Below are 19,185 nucleotides of genomic sequence, written 5' to 3' on the forward strand. Positions count from 1 at the left end.
AATTACCTTTATGCGAGAAGCTTTTGAGCCGCTGCACGTGCTTCTTCAGTAATCTGTTCTCCTGCCAACATACGAGCAATTTCTTCTGCACGTTCATGCTCTTCCATTTTATGAATCGCAGTAACAAAGCGTCCTTTATCATGACTCTCAATTTTTGAAATAAGAAAATGACCATGCGCTTTCGATGCAACCTGTGGAGCATGCGTAATAGCAAAAACTTGGACATGTTCTGATAAGCGTTGCAACCGTTGCCCAATAGCCGCTGCAACAGCCCCCCCAACGCCTGTATCAATTTCATCAAAAATCAGCGTCGGTGCTGATCCTCGATCAGATAAAACAACTTTTAATGCCAGCAAAAAACGGGATAATTCACCGCCAGAAGCCACACTAAGCATCGGCCCAGCACGTGTTCCAGGATTTGTCCGCACCCAATATTCAATACGATCACATCCCTCTGCACTCCGCTTTTCCATATCACTTTGCATTTCAACAATAAATTCAGCCCTCTCTAATTTCAATGCCGGCAACTCAGCCATCACACTTTCAGACAAGTGCTTTGCAACCTCTTGACGTTTTATTGACAACGCTTGTGCTAACATATCATAGTTTTTTTGTGCTTGTCTTGCCTCATCTTCAAAACGTGTCAATATGGTCTGAGCCTCTTCAAAATCAGCCAGTTCAGCATCCATTTTATCGCGTAACTGAACCAATTCATCCGCAGAAACTTGATATTTACGAGCAAACCCCCGAAGAGCAAAAAGACGTTCTTCTATCCGTTCCAATTCATCAGGTTCAAAGTCCAATGCTCGTATTGCCGTCTCAATACCTTCTTGTGCTGTTGCAAGTGCATGCAATGCCTCATCAATAGATTTCACCACTGGTGCAATAAGTTCTTGCGCCTCAGGAATTTTCCGCTCCAAACGCCTCACCAAATTAGAAAGCACTGGGATTGGTGATTTTTGACCCGTTAAAAGATCATCCGCTTCTTTTATATCCGTTGCTATTTTTTCTAATTTAAGCATATCAGCACGACGAAGAGAAAGAGCTTCCTCTTCACCAACTTTAAAATCAAGCTTTTCAAGCTCTTCTACACACGCACGAAGATAATCAACCTCCCGTACAGCACTCTCTACTTTAAGACGCTGCCGTTGCAAACGCTCCTCAAATTCACGCCATGTGTGATAACACTGACGCAAATTTTCCACTTCATCTTCAAGACCACCAAAGGCATCTAATAATTGGCGATGTGTAGCAACATCAACAAGCGCACGATCATCATGTTGTCCATGGATTTCAACCAGCAAACGGCCAACACTCCGCATCAATGCAACACTAGACACCTGATCATTGATAAAAACACGGCTACGTCCATCACTTGATTGCACACGTCGTAAAATAATATCACCCTCGTCATCAAGACCATTCTCACGAATAAGTTGACGTGCAGGATGTGAAACAGACACATCAAAAACAGCTGTGACCTGCCCGCGGTCAGCCCCATGACGCACAAGCGAAGCATCACCCCGCCCCCCTAGAGCAAGTGATAAAGCATCAAGGAGAATAGACTTCCCCGCACCCGTTTCTCCAGTTAAAACCGTCAACCCCGCTGTAAAATGAATATCGAGCGTTTCGATCAAAACAATATTATGAATCGAAAGCTGTACCAACATAGAGAATCAACGTACCCTCTTCTTGTCACCACCTAAAGCATTTGAGATCCAAGAAGATTTATGCTCACGTGGTGATATTTTATTCTTCTGCAAGAGATTATAAGAAAATTTATACCACTCACTTTTGGGATAATTACGTCCTAAAATAGCTGCTGCTGTTTGCGCTTCCGCCGTTAAGCCGAGAGCAAGATTAACTTCCGTTAAGCGGAAAAGTGCTTCTTCAATTTGATTTGTATCGGAATACTCTTCAACCACGGTACGAAACCGTCTACTTGCCGCAAGATAGCGCCGTCCCTCTTCATAATAACGGCCGATCTGCATTTCTTTACCAGCCAGCTGTTCGCGCCCAAAACGGATTTTATCCTTAGCATCCTTGACATATTCAGAATTTGGATAGCGCTCTATAAGAAGCTGCATAGCAGCAATAGCGCGTTTCGTATCACGTTGATCACGCGTAACATCGGGAATCCGACGGAAAGAAGAAAGACCAATAATATAGTACGCATAAGCCGAGTCAGTTGACCCTGGATAAAGCGTAATATAGCGTTGAGCCATACTAATTGAATCATCATACTTTCCGAGTCGATAATTAGTAAAAGCACCCATCACAAGAGACTTACGCCCCCAGTCTGTATAAGCGTACTGTTTTTCAATTTTCAAAAACTTCTTCGATGCATCCCCAAGCCGCCCACTTTCAAGGCTAGCAAGCGCCTGATTATAGAGAACATCTGGTGGATCTATTTTCAAAACATAAGCAGATGGATCAAGAGTATTTTTCTCTTTAAAGAGACATCCCGCTAACATACAGGTGCTTCCTAAAAGGACCACCCCCAATATCTTGCGTACAATGTTAGATTTTCTATATGTCATATTTCCAATGCACACATGAAATTTTTCCATAATTTTCCGGCCTCCAGAGAATATCACCTTGTAGCAAAAACAATTTATTAAAGTTTTTATAGCATATCACTTTAAAATCCACATAACCAATTTAGCAGTTTAGGTCAATCATCCCCTTAAAAATCAAATAAACGATAAAAAAATCTTGTCAATTTCCTTTTATTCTTTCTCTAAAAAGCTTTTTCATAATATGATTCGTTTGCCAAAACAGCCTTCACCAATTGCGCATTAATTCTATGTCCACTACAATAAGAACGAAATAATCCAATAAAAGGTGCCCCAAGCAAAGCAGTATCACCAATCGCATCAAGCATCTTGTGCCGAACACATTCATTCTCCCAATAAGGACCATCGGGATTTAAAATTTTATCATTAAGGTCGATAACAAGAGAATTTTCCAAAGAAGCACCTCTCGCCTTTCCAGAAAGCCTTAATTTTTCCACGTCTTTGATAAAACCAAAAGTGCGTGCCCGTGACAATTCATCTCGAAACCCTTGTGTGGTAAGATCAAAACTGAAATGTTGCTTACCAATAGCAAAAGAAGGAAAAGAGATCGTTATATCAAAACGACGTCCATCGAATGGCAAAAGCTCTGCAACACCATGAGCTCCTTCAACCCGCACCGGCTTTTTTATAATGAAATAAGAACGCAACGCATTTTGCTGTACAATACCAACATCTTCAAAAGCTTGGCAATATAGCCACGCTGAACCATCCAAAATAGGAATCTCATTATGTGACACTTCAATAATAAGATTATCCAAATTATAAGCAGCAATTGCTGCCATCAAATGTTCAATTGTTTCAACCCTTACATCTCCATCTCCAAGTACTGTTGATAATTCAGTTTTTCCTGTTTGCGATGCATGGGCTTGAAATATTTTCTCGGTTCCGTTTAATCCACAACGCTTAAAAACAATACCACATCCAACATCCGCTGGATAAACCTTTACCACTGACAAACAGCCACTGTGAACGCCAATCCCCTTAAATGTTACTGCTTTTTTAAGAGTAGACTGATATTTTGGTACCAAATTCATCATATCATTTTATTAAATTGCTTGTACATCTTTTAACAAAATTTATAAAATTATAAAAAATATTCATAGTAAATAATAAAAAAAACCGCTTATAATAAGCGGTTTTTTTAAAAACAAAGTATTTTATCCAAAAAACAGCAATATATTTACTGTATAATTTTTGACTGATCATTAAAGAAACAATAAAATTTCTTACTTTACCTCATTTTTCATCAATTAATTTGCTTGACGACGTAAAAATGCTGGTATCTCCAACTGATCTTCTTCACTTATAAAAGTACGCTGATCTTGTGGTACCTGCGGGTGCAGCTCACCAGAACGACGTGGAACATATACAGAAGCATCTTGAGAAAGCGCCTGAGAATTTTTATTGTAAACATGAGACTCTTTCTGCTGAGACGATCTAACAGCAGGCTCCAACCTCGCTTCTGGCTCAGCTTCTTCACGATGTGTCAAACTCTGTTTCAAACGCTGCCAAAGATTACGAGGACCTTGATCAGTCACAAATGTTCTTTGACTTTGTCCATGAGCAACAGGAGGAAAATCCTTTAACTCAGGCATACGCATTGGAGCGCGCGCTTGCATCTGTTGCATTTGTTTTGGTTGCACTGGCTTTTCTGTTTGCTTCACAACCCCTGTCATCTCATCAAGAACATGCGCTGTTGCCTCCATACTCACGGGAGCCGTCATCGCCTGTTGAGAACCGCGGCTTACTTGCATACGAGGCACATTTAATTTCTGTTCCTGAACAGCATTTGAACCATACGCAACAGCATTCGTCGCATTTCGTGTCGTCATTGCTTCTACAGGATGTGCAAAAATTTGACTTTTGGGACGGAACTGTTCTCCGGTTGTTTTACCCTTTTCTATTTCAAGTGATTCGATCACTTCTACCATTGACTCAGAACGCAGAGGCGATGACTGAACATGAAAAGAACTGTGTGACGTTCCAGGATCGCTCTTGCGTATTGAAGAAGCAGGCCTTTGAATCTGAGGATGAGAGGACTGAACCACATCACTAACTTCACGATCAATACCGGTCGCAACCACAGAAACACGAATAACACCTTCCAATGACTCGTCATCAATAGCGCCAAAAATCACATTCGCATCAGCGTCCACTTCTTCACGAATACGATTAGCAGCTTCATCAACCTCAAAGAGAGTCATATCACGACCACCTGTAATAGAAATCAGTAAACCACGTGCCCCACGCATAGAGGTATCATCCAGCAATGGGTTTGCGATAGCAGCTTCAGCAGCAGCCAAAGCACGCCCTTCACCAGATGCCTCACCCGTTCCCATCATGGCTCGCCCCATTTCGTGCATAACAGAACGAACATCAGCAAAATCAAGGTTAATCAAACCCTCTTTGATCATCAAATCCGTAATGGAAGCAACACCAGAATAAAGCACTTGGTCAGCCATAGCAAAAGCATCAGCAAATGTTGTCTTATCATTTGCAATACGGAAAAGATTTTGATTGGGAATAACAATCAATGTATCGACAGACTTTTGTAATTCTTCAATACCAGCCTCTGCCGTTTTCATGCGACGTGCGCCTTCAAACTGAAACGGCTTTGTCACAACACCAACAGTCAAAATACCTTTTTCACGCGCCGCGCGAGCAACAACGGGAGCAGCCCCTGTTCCAGTTCCCCCTCCCATACCAGCAGTAATAAAAACCATATGAGAGTCTGCAAGATGATCAATAATTTCATCAATACATTCCTCCGCCGCCGCTTGTCCAACTTCCGGTAAAGCACCAGCACCCAAACCTTCTGTCACTGCTGCCCCAAGTTGGATAACACGTTCAGCCTTTGACATAGCCAAAGCCTGTGCATCCGTATTTGCAACAACAAAGTCAACTCCCTGAAGACCAGCATTTATCATATTATTCACGGCATTCCCGCCACCACCTCCAACACCAAAAACGGTAATGCGTGGCTTCAATTCCGCGATATCTGGCCGATGCAGATTAATCGTCATTTTCTTTTCCTTCTCATAAGACACCGCAAGCCAAAGCGATGAAATTTATCCAACTAGACTTAACTAAAAACTCTCACGCAACCACTGACCAACACGCTGAAAATACCCACGCGTGCCCATCGATAAATGATTTCCTGCCGCCTGCATTGTTTTTTCTTCAAAACCCACCAATTGCGGATAAATTAACAATCCAACAGCAGATGTAAACGCCGCCCCTTTTGCAAGAGAAGGAAGCCTCGAAATACCTAAAGGCCGCCCGATACGAACATTTCTTCCTAATATAGTACGTGCCATTTCTGGCAATCCTGTTAACTGGCTTGCTCCCCCCGTCAAAATAACACGTTTACCAATGATGTGACCAAAACCAGAACGATTTAAACAATCACGAACCATCTCTAAAATTTCTTCAACACGCGCACGAATGATACGCCCAAGAACCGCGCGCGGATATTGAGTTTCACGCTGTTCACTCCCAATTTCTGCTACATTAATCATTTGCCGCTCATCAGCACTTGTTAAAAGTGCTGAACCATAAACAACTTTTAAACGTTCCGCCTCTGTTAAAGACATAGAAAATCCGCGCGCAACATCAAGAGTGACATGATGCCCCCCAACAGCAAGAGCATCCGCATGAATAAATTTTCCCTCAAAAAACACTGAAAATGTTGTTGTTCCACCACCAAAATCAATACATGCAGCCCCTAAATGCGCCTCATCATTCATCAAGACAGCAAGACCACTTGCAAAGGGAGTAGCAACCATTGCTTCAACACTCAAATGTGCACGATTAATACAAGTTTCTAAATTACGCAAAGATGCCGTTTCCGCTGTTACCACATGCACATCGACACCAAATGTTTCCCCTGCCATGCCAATAGGATCAGAAATTCCTTTATCTCCATCCAATACATAAGAAACTGGAACTGAATGCATAACATGACGTTCAGCATCAAAAGCTTTACGCGAAACATCTGAAAAGACCATACGCATATCACGCTTGGTGACTTCACGACCATTCAAATGGACCATTCCATTAATCAAAGCACTTTGTAATCGACTTGAGGAAAAATTCACAATGACTGAATCCACCACCAAACCAGCCATTTTTTCTGCCGCATCAACAGCCAAGCGTATTGATTGCTCTGCTGCAAACATATCCATCACAACACCAGATTTAATACCGCGTGAACGCTGCACTCCAAAACCTAGAATTTCCATAGAATGTGTACGACCATGTAAATAGTGCGCATGCTTCAAAGGACGCAAACAAGCAATAAGACAAACAATCTTACTTGAACCGACATCAAGAACCGTTAAAAAACGTGTTTTACGTCCCCTCAAATGATGTGATCTAAGCAGCATCATAGGCTTCCTGCCTTTCGCGCTTTTAAGATACGTTCTTCTTCTGCTACAGTAGCATGATAACGCTCCAACGTTTCATCTGATAAAGAAACAGTAATTCGATCAGCAAGACGTAAATCAACACTGAGAATATCGCGAGATAAAAGATCTTGCATTGTACCGGACAAAACAAGAGAGGAAAGCCTTTCAAGTGCACCACTTTCAGGCAACATAACGCGCACTCCGTTATCCAAAACAAGATCCCAACGCCGATCACCTACCCGCACGAAAGCACGAACACGATTATATATTTCCGGATAAACTGACAGCGCTTGAATAAACACTTTAGCAGCATTTTGTGCACCCTGCCCAACCACAAGCGGCAAATTCCGAACAATTTTCCCTTTAAAAGGTACAATGACACGACCTGTATTATCAACAATATCGACCATGCCCTCATGTTGCCAAATAGCATAAGGTTCACGTTCCACGATGGAAACGCGCATTCTATTAGGATAAATCTTCTGAACATTAGCTGATTGAATCCAAGGCTGTTTTTCCAAAAGGGCACGTGCTCTTTCAACATCAAAAGTGAATATAGAGGGGGCAACATCAAGTTCTAAAATTTTCAAAATATCTTGCTTTGCCAAGCGTTTATTACCACTTATATCGACATCCACGACCACAAAACCAATATCCGATATTATTGTTTTTACGATCACTTCCATCTGACCACTGGATGAAAATCCATAAAAAGCCGTAACAAAGAACAACCATACAACAGCAAAAGAACCAAAATGGCGTGGAATATGAATATTGACAAAAACAAACTCAAACATAAACCGAAGAAAACGACGATAAAGACGTGGCAAAGCCGGCACTGAAAGCACCTCCATCGGAATATTCGTTTTATTAATACTCAACGCATACATGATGCGTCCTCCACTATCCATTGAACAATATCGCCATAAGTACGACCGCTCACTTTTGCAATATCAGGCAGAAGAGATGTTGGTGTCATACCGGGTTGCGTATTAATTTCAAGCCAAACCAATTCTCCTGTTTTTTCATCAAAACGAAAATCAGAACGGCTAACACCTCGACACCCTATCGCCTGATGGGCTGCTAAAGACATTCTTTGCACACTTTGGTAAATATTTAGTGAAAGTTGTGCAGGACAAATATGAAGAGAACCACCCGTTTTATATTTTGAGTCATAATCGTAGAATGGAAAGTGTTTATCGGGAAGAATTTCACACACATCCAGCACTTCATTCCCCAAAACAGCACAAGTCAACTCACGACCAGGAATATATTTTTCAATCATCACTTCATCGGCATACCCCCACTCAGCTCCCCCAATATTATGCGGCGGCGCAGATTCATTTCCCTGTACAACGACAACACCAAAACTTGATCCTTCACACACAGGTTTAATCACATAAGGCGGCTCCATAGGATGTGCTTGCCCAATAGCAAAGCGGCTCATGATACGAGAAGGCGCAACACAAACACCAACACTTGCAACGATAATTTTTGCACGTCCCTTATCCATTGCCAAAGCAGATGCCATCACGCCAGAATGGGTATAAGGAATTTTTAAATATTCAAGAATCCCCTGAATCCGTCCATCTTCACCAAATGGACCATGCAATGCATTAAAGGCAATATCGGGCTGCAACTGTTCAAGAACAGAAGCAATATGAGTGTCAACATCTACGCGACTCACGCGATACCCCTGCGCCTCTAAAACATCAGCACAAGCCGCCCCTGAAGATAAACTTACAGACCGTTCAGAAGAAAAACCTCCCATTAACACAGCTATATGTTTATCTTTCATAATAAATCACCCTCTTTTGCATACTATATGTAGTCTATATAGAACACATCAGCACCACATACAGAAAAAAACAAAGTTTATTCTTGCGAATCAATAACCTAGCATTTTTCATAATGAATCAGACTCAAAAGCCTGATGCAAGAGATTCTTTGTTAATTTATTGATTCTTAATAGAAATTTTTTATTATCTCTTTGAAATGACTCAATTTTTTATTTTCACTTTTTAGTGAACAATAAATCAATGAAATGGATCAAAAGGAGAAACACTTCGACCACGTTCAAATTGACCAATACGCTCTATTTCCCATTGTAAAAGGTGGGCTGAATTTGCAAAAACACGCGCACGCACTGTTTCTCCCAATGCTTCAAGATCATATCCTGTTGCTTGCCCTGTATTAATCATAAAATTACAGTGCATTTCACTCATTTGAGCGCCACCAATCCGTAAACCACGACACCCTGCTTCATCAATCACGCGCCAAGCAGATCCATTCTCAGGGTTTCTAAAAGTTGATCCACCGGTCTTTTCACGAATAGGTTGCACTGTTTCCCTATGGAGGGCAACTTCATCCATAGCAGCACGAATATTATCTTTATTACCAGGCTCCCCTTCCAATAAAGCAGCAGTAAAAATAAAACCTTCAGGAATATCACACTGGCGATAGGAATAATGCATATCTTTCACACTCAAGATATGACGTTGCCCTTTACGATCCAACGCATAAACCTCAACAACACGTGCTGCGGTTTCAACACCATTTGCACCCGCGTTCATTTTGAGAGCTCCTCCAAGACCTCCAGGAATGCCATGATAAAAATGAAAACCTGCAATCTCAGCTTCTAAAGCGGCAGCAGCTAAATGTTTGTCCGCCGCACCAGCACCAACTAAAAAGCCTTTTGGAGAAACCTGCTTCACTTGCCCAAAACTTTTTGGCGAAAGACGAATTACAACACCAGGAACCCCCCCATCACGCACCAGAAGATTAGAACCGATACCGACAATTGTGACAGGAACAAATTCAGGCAAATTTTGAAGAAAGAGCGCCAAATCTTCTTCATCAACAGGCTGATAAAAAAGCTCTGCCAATCCGCCCGTGCGAAACCACGTTACCTTACGCATCTCAACATTAGGTGTAAGTTTTCCTCTCACACCACCCAACAATGGTTGCAATTGCGCCAATAGCGCCTCACCATCAATGTGCTGAAAATTTATCATGACCATCCAATACCGCTAACTGATGAGGCAACGCACAAGCCCATTGTGTGATATTGCCAGCACCAAGAAAAACAACATAATCCTCTGCCTGAGCAAATTTTGAGATAAGAGACACAACATCTTCCAAACCATGTATCAAGCGCACATCACGATGACCCGCCATTTTAATATGCTCTACCAATTCTTGAGAACCAAACCCTACAATAGACTCTTCACCAGCCGCATAAACGGGCGTAATCAACACTGTATCGGCATCATTAAAACAAGTAGCAAAATCATCAAATAAATGATACAATCGTGAATACCGATGGGGTTGTGCAATCGCAATAACACGCCCTTTTGCACTCTCACGGGCTGCACGCAAAACAGCTTTTATTTCGACAGGATGATGTCCATAATCATCAAATATTTCAATGCCACGCCAACTTCCTGTTCGCGTAAAACGCCGTTTTACTCCGCCAAATTCTGCTAAGCCTCTTTTTATAGCTTCATTTGAAATGCCAAGTTCATGCGCAATAGCAATCGCCGCCGTTGCATTGGCAACATTATGCTGCCCTGCCATGGGCAAAAGCAAATTTTTCAACTCAATCTTTCTTCCTGTTTTGCGTGAGCGAACAAGAACATCAAAATATGTTTTTTGACCATCCATCGAAAGATTAAGAAAACGAACATCCGCTTGTGGATTTGCACCATAAGTGATCACCCAACGATCATCAATACGGCTCGCCAAAGACTGAACCTCTGGATGATCAACGCACAAAACAGCAAAACCATAAAAGGGAACATTTTCTACAAATTGCCGAAAAGCCTCACGCACAGCATCAAAATTTCCATAATGATCCAAATGCTCAGCGTCAATATTGGTAACAACAGCAATATCAGCAGGCAGCTTTAAAAATGTACCATCACTTTCATCAGCTTCAACAATCATCCAATCGCCATCTCCTGTACGAGAATTCGTCCCATAAGCATTAATAATACCGCCATTAATCACCACTGGATCAAAATGACCAGCATCAAGAAGGGCTGCGACCATTGATGTGGTTGTTGTTTTACCATGTGTACCACCCACCGCAATTGCACGCCGAAATCGCATGAGCTCCGCCAGCATTTCTGCACGTCTGACAAGCGGCAAATGTCTTTCCTTTGCTGCAATATACTCAGGATTTGTTTTTTTAACGGCAGTAGAAAAAACGACAACCTCTGCATTCCCTAAGTTTTCAGCACAATGACCTATATGAACGTTAATTCCTTTTTTCCGCAAACGTTCAACATTTGCACTTTCAACTTGATCTGACCCTTGAACTTTATAGCCAAGATTATAAAAAACCTCCGCAATTCCACTCATACCGATTCCCCCGATTCCGATAAAATGGATAACGCCTATATCAAGTGGCATTTTCATTAAAAAGCTCCTCTTTTATATCTGACAACAATCGCCCTGCAATTAAGGATTCAGCCATATCAGCAAGGCAACGTGTTGCATGGGGTTGCCCAACTTTTTTTGCAGCAAGCGCTTGTTTTTCTAATAAATGGGGCGCACAACAAGCGTGCATTAAAAGAGAAGAAAGCTTTTGTGCATTTAAATCTTTTTCTGATATAATTTGCGCTCCCCCCACACGAGCAAGCAAAGCTGCATTGGCAGCCTGATCATGATCTAAAGCATGGGGATAGGGAACAAGCAGAGCAGGTCTACCAATCACCGCTATCTCACAAACGGACGAAGCCCCAGCGCGCGACAAAATAAAATGAGCATGTGCCATACGTTCAGCCATATCATCAAAGAAAGGAGCAACCTCTGCTTGTACGCCCATATCATGATAGATTTTGATCAATCCTCCAGCGTCACCCCGAACTTGCTGTACAATTCGCAAACGTTTACGGTTTTTATCATCGAGTAAAGCAATGGCTTCTGGAACAATATGTGAAAAAGCAGAAGCCCCTTGACTACCACCAAAAACCAAAAAATTAAATGGCTTTTCCCCCTCTGAAGAATGATAAGGAATTTTGGCCGCCTTCAACACAGCCTCACGGACAGGATTCCCCGTCAAAAGTATTTTATGAGCATAAGCGCCTTTTGGCGACAACAAACCACCAGCGATTGCACGCACAAAAATTGCCAACATCCGATTGGCACGCCCCATAACAGCATTTTGTTCATGAATAAATGTCACACGCCTCGTTAAAGCCGCAATAAAAAGAGGAGGAAAGCTCGGATAACCCCCAAATCCTCCAACAAGAACAGGACGTAATTTATAAAACAACGCCAACGATTGCCCCATACCCCTTAGCAAAGACCAAAACGTCTTTATCAGAGCAAAAGGATGGCGTCGTGTAAATGTTGCCGATGAAACGATATGAATATGCTCTTCATCAAAGCCCCGAACAAAAGGTCGTGCTCTTTCATCTGTTATTAAATGAACATCATATCCACGCTTCCTTAATTCAACAGAAAGGGCTTCAGCAGGAAAAAGATGTCCACCTGTACCACCAGCCACCAAAACAATAACTTTTTTATCATTCATAAGGAGTATCCAAGACAGAAGAGGAAGAAAAAGCTGAAAGACGCGCTTCTGGCCAACGACGTGTTAAACTAAGTAACATGCCCATTGAAAAGGCAATCGCTACCATCGATGAACCACCATAAGAAATAAAAGGCAATGTCATGCCTTTGGGAGGAATTAAATGAAGATTAACGGCCATATTAATAGCGGATTGAAAGCCAATCATCATTGCTATGCCAGTAATACCAAGACGTATAAAGGAATCACGTGTATTCATGGCGATATACAATGAACGCATAACGATAAAACCAAACAGCATCATAATGAATAAACAAAGAATAATACCATATTCTTCAGCAGCAACGGAAAATACAAAATCTGTATGGCTATCAGGAATGATACGTTTTACTGTTCCCTCCCCAGGACCTTGCCCAAACCAACCACCATTCAAAATAGCCTCACGTCCTACATCCACTTGAAAGGTATCTCCTTCACCTGTCAAAAACCCATTGATACGCTCACGCACATGATGCAGAAAAAGATAAGCTAAAACAATTCCTACAGCGCCTAAAATAAGAAAGAGAAAAATAATAGTAAGAGGCACACCAGCAATAAAAAACAGCCCCCCCCATGTTGCACTTATTAAAAGTGTTTGTCCAATATCAGGCTGCAAAACCAGAAGCACACAACAAATGGCATAAAGTACAATCGCTAACGTGTATCCCAGCATTCCCCTCCGCTGTATCTGTTCGGAAAAAAGCCAAGCGGACATAACCACAAAAGCTGGCTTCATAAACTCTGAAGCCTGTACAGAAAAACCAAAGAGCACAATCCATCGCCGTGCTCCCTTTAATTCTGGACCCCAAAATAAGGTTGCAACCATAAGAGCAAGCGTTACAATAAGCAAAAGAGCACATAAACGACGAATATTAGGAATTGAAAAAAAAGAAATGGTCACCATCGTAAAAAATGCTAAAATGCTGAAAATGATATGCCACCGAACAAAATAAAAACTATCAGCAATTCCGATTTTTTTTGCAATCGTGGGGCTGGCAGCAAAAGACAGCATAATGCCGATCCCCATTAAAATTAAACAAGCTGCAAAGATAGAGCGATCAATCGTCCACCACCAATTAGCAATTGGATCTCTATCTGCGCGCGTAACCATGATATCTGCCTTATCCGTTTTATAAATTGTTTCAAAGTGATATGGTTCCCCCGCCTGTTTAACAAACACTTTAAAAACTAAATTACATAAAAAAAGATTCTGGAGTCTTAACGCAAAAATATTTTTTTATAACTGATGCTTTTTATTGTAACTGCATCACAAAAGAGACAAATGCTTCGCCCCGTTCTTCATAATTTTTAAATTGGTCATAACTTGCACAAGCAGGTGACAAAAGAACCGTCACCTCTTTTGCCTTACAACCTATTGCGTCAACAGCTGCTTCACACACCGCATTTTTCAAAGTTAAGCTCATAGAAAAGGGAAAAGCAGATCCAATAGTGCGAGCAAATTCTTCCGCCGCGCTCCCAATCAAATAGGCTTTACGAATTTTAGGAAAAAATTCTCTAAGAGACTCAATTCCTCCCTTTTTTGCCTGTCCCCCAACAATCCAAAAAATATCATTAAAGGTGGAAAGCGCAGGAGCTGTTGCATCTGCATTAGTCGCCTTGCTGTCATTGATAAACAAAACTGCCCCCATTTTACGCACTTGCTGCATACGATGATCCAACCCTTTATAACTTGCTAAATGCTTGTTCATAAAGGGATCGGTTATTTTTAAAGCCTGCAACGTTGCCAGTGCCATAAGAGCGTTTTGCGCATTATGACTTCCGCGCAAAGCATCCATAGACGCGAGATCTGCAAGCATATGGCGCTGTCCTTGACGAACAGAAAAGAGTTTCGTTTCCTCTGCATAAAAACCATTTTCAACAGAATGATCTTTGGAAATTGCCTCAATTTGCTTCCCCTCATCAAGTAACTGTTGATATAAAACCCGACAAGCTGCATCATCAACGGAAATAAAAGCCTGTGAAGCCTGAGCAACCAGCTGCCTTTTGGTTTGCACATAACAAGCAAAACTTCCATGTCGATCAATATGATCAGGTGTGAGATTTAATAAAAGTCCAATGGTCGGCTGAAGAGAGGGAGTAAGATCAATTTGAAACGATGAACATTCAATCACATAGATACGTTTTTTAACAAAGGGCTTAAGCGTCAATATTGCCTTTCCAATATTTCCCCCCATCTGCACATCATAGCCCATTTTTTCCAACAAATGCGCAAGTAAAGATGTTGTGGTTGACTTCCCATTCGTCCCCGTAATTGCAATGAAAGGAACATCTTGGTCACACAAACCATAATGCTGTAAAAAATGATGGCGCGCACGAACAAACAACTCAATATCACCGATAATTTCTATATTTTTTTTTCGTGCTTTTTCAACAACCCAATGGGGTTGAGGATAATTTAAAGAAACTCCAGGAGCTACAATCAATGCAACAAATTCTGACCAGTCCTCATCGTGAAGGTCTCTTGTTGGAATATTTTGCCGAAAAGCTGCTTGCACACTCATAGGATTATCATCCCACGCCACCACTTCCGCACCGCCACTGATCAATGCTTGTGCCGCCGCCAATCCCGACGTCCCTAATCCAAACAGAGCAACTTTTTGACCTTTATAACACGCAACAGAAATCAAAATCTCACCGTAATTTAAGTGTTGAAAGACCAATAAGAGCAAGAACAATTGAAATAATCCAAAAGCGTATCACCACTTGGCTTTCAGTCCAGCCTTTTTTCTCAAAATGATGATGTATCGGTGCCATAAGAAACACGCGTTTTCTTGTTAATTTGAAATAACCAACCTGAATAACGACCGAAAAAGCTTCCACAACAAAAAGCCCACCAATAAGAGCCAAAACAATTTCGTGCTTCGTAGCGACCGCAACAGTCCCCAAGAGTCCTCCAAGAGCCAACGAACCAGTATCTCCCATAAAAATAGCAGCTGGTGGTGCATTAAACCACAAAAAGCCAAGCCCAGCCCCAACAACAGCTCCCAATAAAACAGCCAGTTCACCTGTTCCCGATACATAATGGATTTGGAGATAATCAGCAAAATTCATATTACCAGAAAGATAAGCGATCAGAGCAAAAGATAAGGCTGCAACCATCACAGGAACGATAGCAAGCCCATCAAGTCCATCCGTCAAATTAACCGCATTACCCGTCGCAACAATGACAAAAGCAGAAAAAGGAATAAAAAACCAGCCCAAATTGATAAGATAATCTTTTAAAAAAGGCAAAGCTAATCCAGATGAGCCAATTTGCAGAATGGCAAAAGCCGCAATGGCCGCAACACAAAACTCCAAGCTTAACCGTGCTTTCCCAGAAAATCCTTTGTCTGTTTGTTTTGTGACCTTAAGATAATCGTCATAAAATCCAATTCCCCCAAAAGAAAGCATAACCAATAGCGATACCCAAAAGTAAATATTCGATAAATTACCCCATAAAAATGCCGATACCACAATGCCGGTTAAAATCATCAATCCACCCATTGTAGGTGTTCCAGCCTTTTTAAAATGTGTTTGAGGACCATCAGCACGAATCGGTTGCCCCTTACCCTGCCGCAATTTAAGAGAAGCAATGATGCTAGGTCCAAACAAAAAGACGATAAGCCCCGAAGTAAGCATAGCCGCTATCGTGCGAAAAGTAATATAACGAAATACATTCACACCTGGAAGCCAATCACTAAACGAAGAAAAAAATAGCATCATGGAATAAAAAAACCTCTTAAAACTATGAAGAAACCGCTTTATAGCGATCAAGCAATGCAGTCACAATATTTGATGAACAAAGGCTATTGGATGATTTAACCATAAGCAGATCCCCAGAAGAAATTTCTGCTAAAAGAAGCGATAAAATTTTCTCAATATTTTCAGCATAATGAACCTTAACACCAGCAGACAAATCACTGACTAAAGATTTCATCGCCTCACCAAATAGAAAAACCGGATTAGCACCAGAAAGACGTATTGGTTTTATTAAATCACGATGAAGCTTTTCACTATACTCCCCTAACTCTAGCATATCCCCTAAAATAGCAATTCGCCGCCCCCCTTTCCCTACAGGTCCTGTAGCAAGAAGCTCAAGTGCAGCACGCATAGAAGCAGGATTTGCATTATAGCTTTCATCAATGAGATAAAATTCACCCCCATTTGATAAAGACAGTCGATAACGAACACCTCGCCCCTTTTGAGAAGAAAAATGGCGAAAAGAAAGAAAAACAGGCTCTAACTCAACCCCCATAGCATCACAAGCAGCAATAATCCCTAAACTATTTTGCACAATATGGCGCCCAGGAGCACCAATTTGGACCTCCCTATCCTGCCCCCCCATACGCACAATCATAGAAGAACTATCGGTTAGAAGACGTATATCATGCGCTTGATAATCAGCATCTTTAGTCTCACCAAAGCTTAAGATCTTTTTTACACCGCATTTCTTTGCTTTTTGAACGAGATAAGAAAAAAAATCACTATCCGCATTTAAAATAGCAATGCCTTCCTCATCCAATCCTTCAAAAATTTCAGCTTTTGCCTCTGCTATTTCTTCAAGATCTTTGAAAAAACCCATATGTCCTGCACAAATATGTGTAATGAGAGCAATATGCGGACAAACCAGTTTGACCAGAGGGCGAATTTCATCTTTATGATTCATGCCAATTTCAAAAATACCATAATCACTCTCCATAGGCATCCGCGCTAAAGTGAGTGGAACCCCCCAACAATTGTTTAAAGAAGCGAGATTCGCATGAACATTCCCAGCCGTTGCAAGTGCTTGTTTCAAAGCTTCTTTTGTCGTTGTTTTTCCCACTGATCCTGTTACCGCGATAATCTTAGCTCTTGAACGTTTGCGTGCTGCTTGTGCAAGTTTTTCTAAAGCTTGCAAAACATCAGGAACAACGATGAGTGGAGCAGCTATCTTTTCCATATCTCTCAAACGGTGTTCCGCAACGATAAGAACGCCTGCACCTCGTGCATAAGCTTGCGCAGCAAAATCATGACCATCAAGATGATTCCCCTTAATGCAGAAAAAAACATCACCTTCCGCAAGAGTACGACTATCAATGGAAACCCCAGAAAAAGTTTCTGGCAGACTTCCCATTACAACACCATTAACTGCAGCAACAAGTTCTTGCTTATCCCATAAAGCTGTCATTTCTTTCGGTCCTCTAGAGCTTCTATCGCTTTCAGACGATCTGAAAAAGGATAAGTTGTCTGCCCTATAATTTGGCCATCCTCATGACCTTTCCCAGCAATGATGAGTGTATCACCAGCTTTCAAAAGTTCCACCGCATAAGAAATAGCCTCACCGCGATCTGCTATCTCTATTGCTGTTGGCACAGCCTGTAAAATATCCTTGCGTATTTTTTCTGGCATTTCTGTGCGAGGATTATCATCCGTTACAATAACAATATCCGCTTTATCCGCTGCAATTTTGCCCATCAAAGGTCTTTTTCCTTGATCACGATCTCCTCCACAACCAAAAACAACAACCAAACGCCCTTGCGTAAAAGGACGAACAGAAAGCAAAACCTGCTCCAAAGCTTCTGGTTTATGGGCATAATCAATATAAACAGGCGCATTATTTTCTGTCTTTCCCACAAACTCTAACCGCCCAGGTGCCCCCTGCAAAGTTTCAAGCGCAGAAAAAACCTTACGAGGTGAAGCACCCGTTGCAATTGCTAACCCCGCTGCCATCAGCGCATTGGCTACCTGAAAATCTCCAGCTAAAGGCAAATCAAATGTATAGATATTGTTTTCCACACGACACTCAATACACTGTTTTAAGCGTTGATGTTCAACACGATTAATCGTGATAAATTGCCCCTTACGACCAATTGTCAAGACACGGCGGCGCGCTTGTGTAACAACATCAATAACCCTTTGTGAATAGACATCATCAGCAAAAATCAAAGCAGGAGCAGATTCAGGCAAAAGTGTATCAAACAACCTCATTTTAGCCCGCAAATAATCCTCCACACACCGGTGATAGTCCATGTGATCTCGCCCTAAATTGGTAAAGGCACCAGCCGTTAAACGGACTCCATCAAGACGTCTTTGATCAAGCCCATGCGAAGAAGCTTCAAGAGCTGCATGAGTCACACCTTCATGAGAAATTTCAGAAAGTAACCGTTGCAAAACGACCGGATCAGGTGTTGTGAGAGAACCATAAACATTCCGTTTAGGAGAAACAACACCAACTGTTCCTATACTCGCAGCACAAAATCCAACATGAGTCCAAATTTGCCGAAGAAAAGAGACAACAGATGTTTTACCACTTGTACCAGTTACAGCAACGACCGTTTCAGGCTGAGAACCGTAAAAACGTGCAGCTGCCAACGCTAAACTATGACGAACATTAGAAACACGTAAAATGGGAACAGATAAATCCTCAAGAACAGCATGACAATCTGTAACGATTGCTCGTGCGCCACGCTTTATCGCATCATTTATATAGTGTCTTCCATCACTTTTTTTTCCTTGAACAGCGACAAAAACATAGCCTGGCAAAACTTGTCGAGAATCGGCACTAATTCCTGTTATTTTCATTGCGGAAAGATTCTGATCTTCAAGACATTCTGTAAAAACTGTTCCAAACAACATAACGATGCACCTT

At 41.7% G+C, this 19,185-nt stretch carries 15 protein-coding genes; all 15 read right to left on the minus strand.

What is annotated here, in order from left to right; translation table 11 throughout:
• Nucleotides 1-8: 8 nt before the first annotated feature.
• The gene (gene recN, locus ACFIJL_RS05725; RefSeq protein ID WP_375623363.1) at nucleotides 9-1,670 is read right to left on the minus strand and encodes a DNA repair protein RecN; all 1,662 of its coding nucleotides are present in this window, start codon (nucleotides 1,668-1,670) and stop codon (nucleotides 9-11) included.
• 6 nt (nucleotides 1,671-1,676) lie between these two features.
• Nucleotides 1,677-2,570 carry an outer membrane protein assembly factor BamD gene (locus ACFIJL_RS05730; protein WP_375623365.1) on the minus strand — a complete coding sequence of 298 codons (894 nt, stop codon included), beginning with the start codon at nucleotides 2,568-2,570 and terminating at the stop codon, nucleotides 1,677-1,679.
• 170 nt (nucleotides 2,571-2,740) lie between these two features.
• On the minus strand, nucleotides 2,741-3,613 hold the full coding sequence (lpxC, locus tag ACFIJL_RS05735; protein WP_375623367.1) for a UDP-3-O-acyl-N-acetylglucosamine deacetylase: 873 nt from the start codon (nucleotides 3,611-3,613) through the stop codon (nucleotides 2,741-2,743).
• Between the two features lie 213 nt (nucleotides 3,614-3,826).
• Nucleotides 3,827-5,599, minus strand: a complete 1,773-nt coding sequence (gene ftsZ / locus ACFIJL_RS05740) for a cell division protein FtsZ (RefSeq protein WP_375623369.1) — start codon at nucleotides 5,597-5,599, stop codon at nucleotides 3,827-3,829.
• 63 nt (nucleotides 5,600-5,662) lie between these two features.
• Nucleotides 5,663-6,964 carry a cell division protein FtsA gene (gene ftsA / locus ACFIJL_RS05745; RefSeq protein ID WP_375623371.1) on the minus strand — a complete coding sequence of 434 codons (1,302 nt, stop codon included), beginning with the start codon at nucleotides 6,962-6,964 and terminating at the stop codon, nucleotides 5,663-5,665.
• Complete coding sequence (locus tag ACFIJL_RS05750) at nucleotides 6,961-7,872, minus strand: cell division protein FtsQ/DivIB (protein ID WP_375623458.1); 912 nt, start codon at nucleotides 7,870-7,872, stop codon at nucleotides 6,961-6,963. Before ACFIJL_RS05750 ends, ftsA begins: the two co-directional genes overlap by 4 nt.
• Nucleotides 7,860-8,780 carry a D-alanine--D-alanine ligase gene (locus ACFIJL_RS05755; RefSeq protein WP_375623373.1) on the minus strand — a complete coding sequence of 307 codons (921 nt, stop codon included), beginning with the start codon at nucleotides 8,778-8,780 and terminating at the stop codon, nucleotides 7,860-7,862. The genes ACFIJL_RS05750 and ACFIJL_RS05755 overlap by 13 nt, the downstream gene beginning before the upstream one ends.
• Nucleotides 8,781-9,018: 238 nt before the next feature.
• A complete protein-coding gene (gene murB / locus ACFIJL_RS05760; protein WP_375623375.1) occupies nucleotides 9,019-9,996 on the minus strand; it encodes a UDP-N-acetylmuramate dehydrogenase in 978 nt (325 codons plus the stop codon).
• Entirely contained in the window at nucleotides 9,974-11,401 is a 1,428-nt protein-coding gene (gene murC / locus ACFIJL_RS05765; RefSeq protein ID WP_375623377.1) for a UDP-N-acetylmuramate--L-alanine ligase, read from the minus strand. The genes murB and murC overlap by 23 nt, the downstream gene beginning before the upstream one ends.
• Entirely contained in the window at nucleotides 11,385-12,521 is a 1,137-nt protein-coding gene (gene murG, locus ACFIJL_RS05770; protein ID WP_375623379.1) for an undecaprenyldiphospho-muramoylpentapeptide beta-N-acetylglucosaminyltransferase, read from the minus strand. The genes murC and murG overlap by 17 nt, the downstream gene beginning before the upstream one ends.
• Entirely contained in the window at nucleotides 12,514-13,668 is a 1,155-nt protein-coding gene (locus ACFIJL_RS05775) for an FtsW/RodA/SpoVE family cell cycle protein (RefSeq protein WP_375623381.1), read from the minus strand. Before ACFIJL_RS05775 ends, murG begins: the two co-directional genes overlap by 8 nt.
• Nucleotides 13,669-13,810: 142 nt before the next feature.
• On the minus strand, nucleotides 13,811-15,205 hold the full coding sequence (murD, locus tag ACFIJL_RS05780) for a UDP-N-acetylmuramoyl-L-alanine--D-glutamate ligase (RefSeq protein ID WP_375623383.1): 1,395 nt from the start codon (nucleotides 15,203-15,205) through the stop codon (nucleotides 13,811-13,813).
• A gap of 4 nt (nucleotides 15,206-15,209) precedes the next feature.
• Nucleotides 15,210-16,280, minus strand: coding sequence for a phospho-N-acetylmuramoyl-pentapeptide-transferase (gene mraY, locus ACFIJL_RS05785; RefSeq protein WP_375623385.1), 1,071 nt, complete (start codon nucleotides 16,278-16,280; stop codon nucleotides 15,210-15,212).
• A 22-nt stretch (nucleotides 16,281-16,302) separates the two neighbouring features.
• A complete protein-coding gene (gene murF / locus ACFIJL_RS05790) occupies nucleotides 16,303-17,724 on the minus strand; it encodes a UDP-N-acetylmuramoyl-tripeptide--D-alanyl-D-alanine ligase (RefSeq protein ID WP_375623387.1) in 1,422 nt (473 codons plus the stop codon).
• On the minus strand, nucleotides 17,721-19,172 hold the full coding sequence (locus ACFIJL_RS05795; RefSeq protein ID WP_375623389.1) for a UDP-N-acetylmuramoyl-L-alanyl-D-glutamate--2,6-diaminopimelate ligase: 1,452 nt from the start codon (nucleotides 19,170-19,172) through the stop codon (nucleotides 17,721-17,723). The genes murF and ACFIJL_RS05795 overlap by 4 nt, the downstream gene beginning before the upstream one ends.
• Nucleotides 19,173-19,185: the final 13 nt, after the last annotated feature.

The organism is Bartonella sp. TT119HLJHH (assembly GCF_042193385.1).
Classification (GTDB): Bacteria; Pseudomonadota; Alphaproteobacteria; order Rhizobiales; family Rhizobiaceae; genus Bartonella.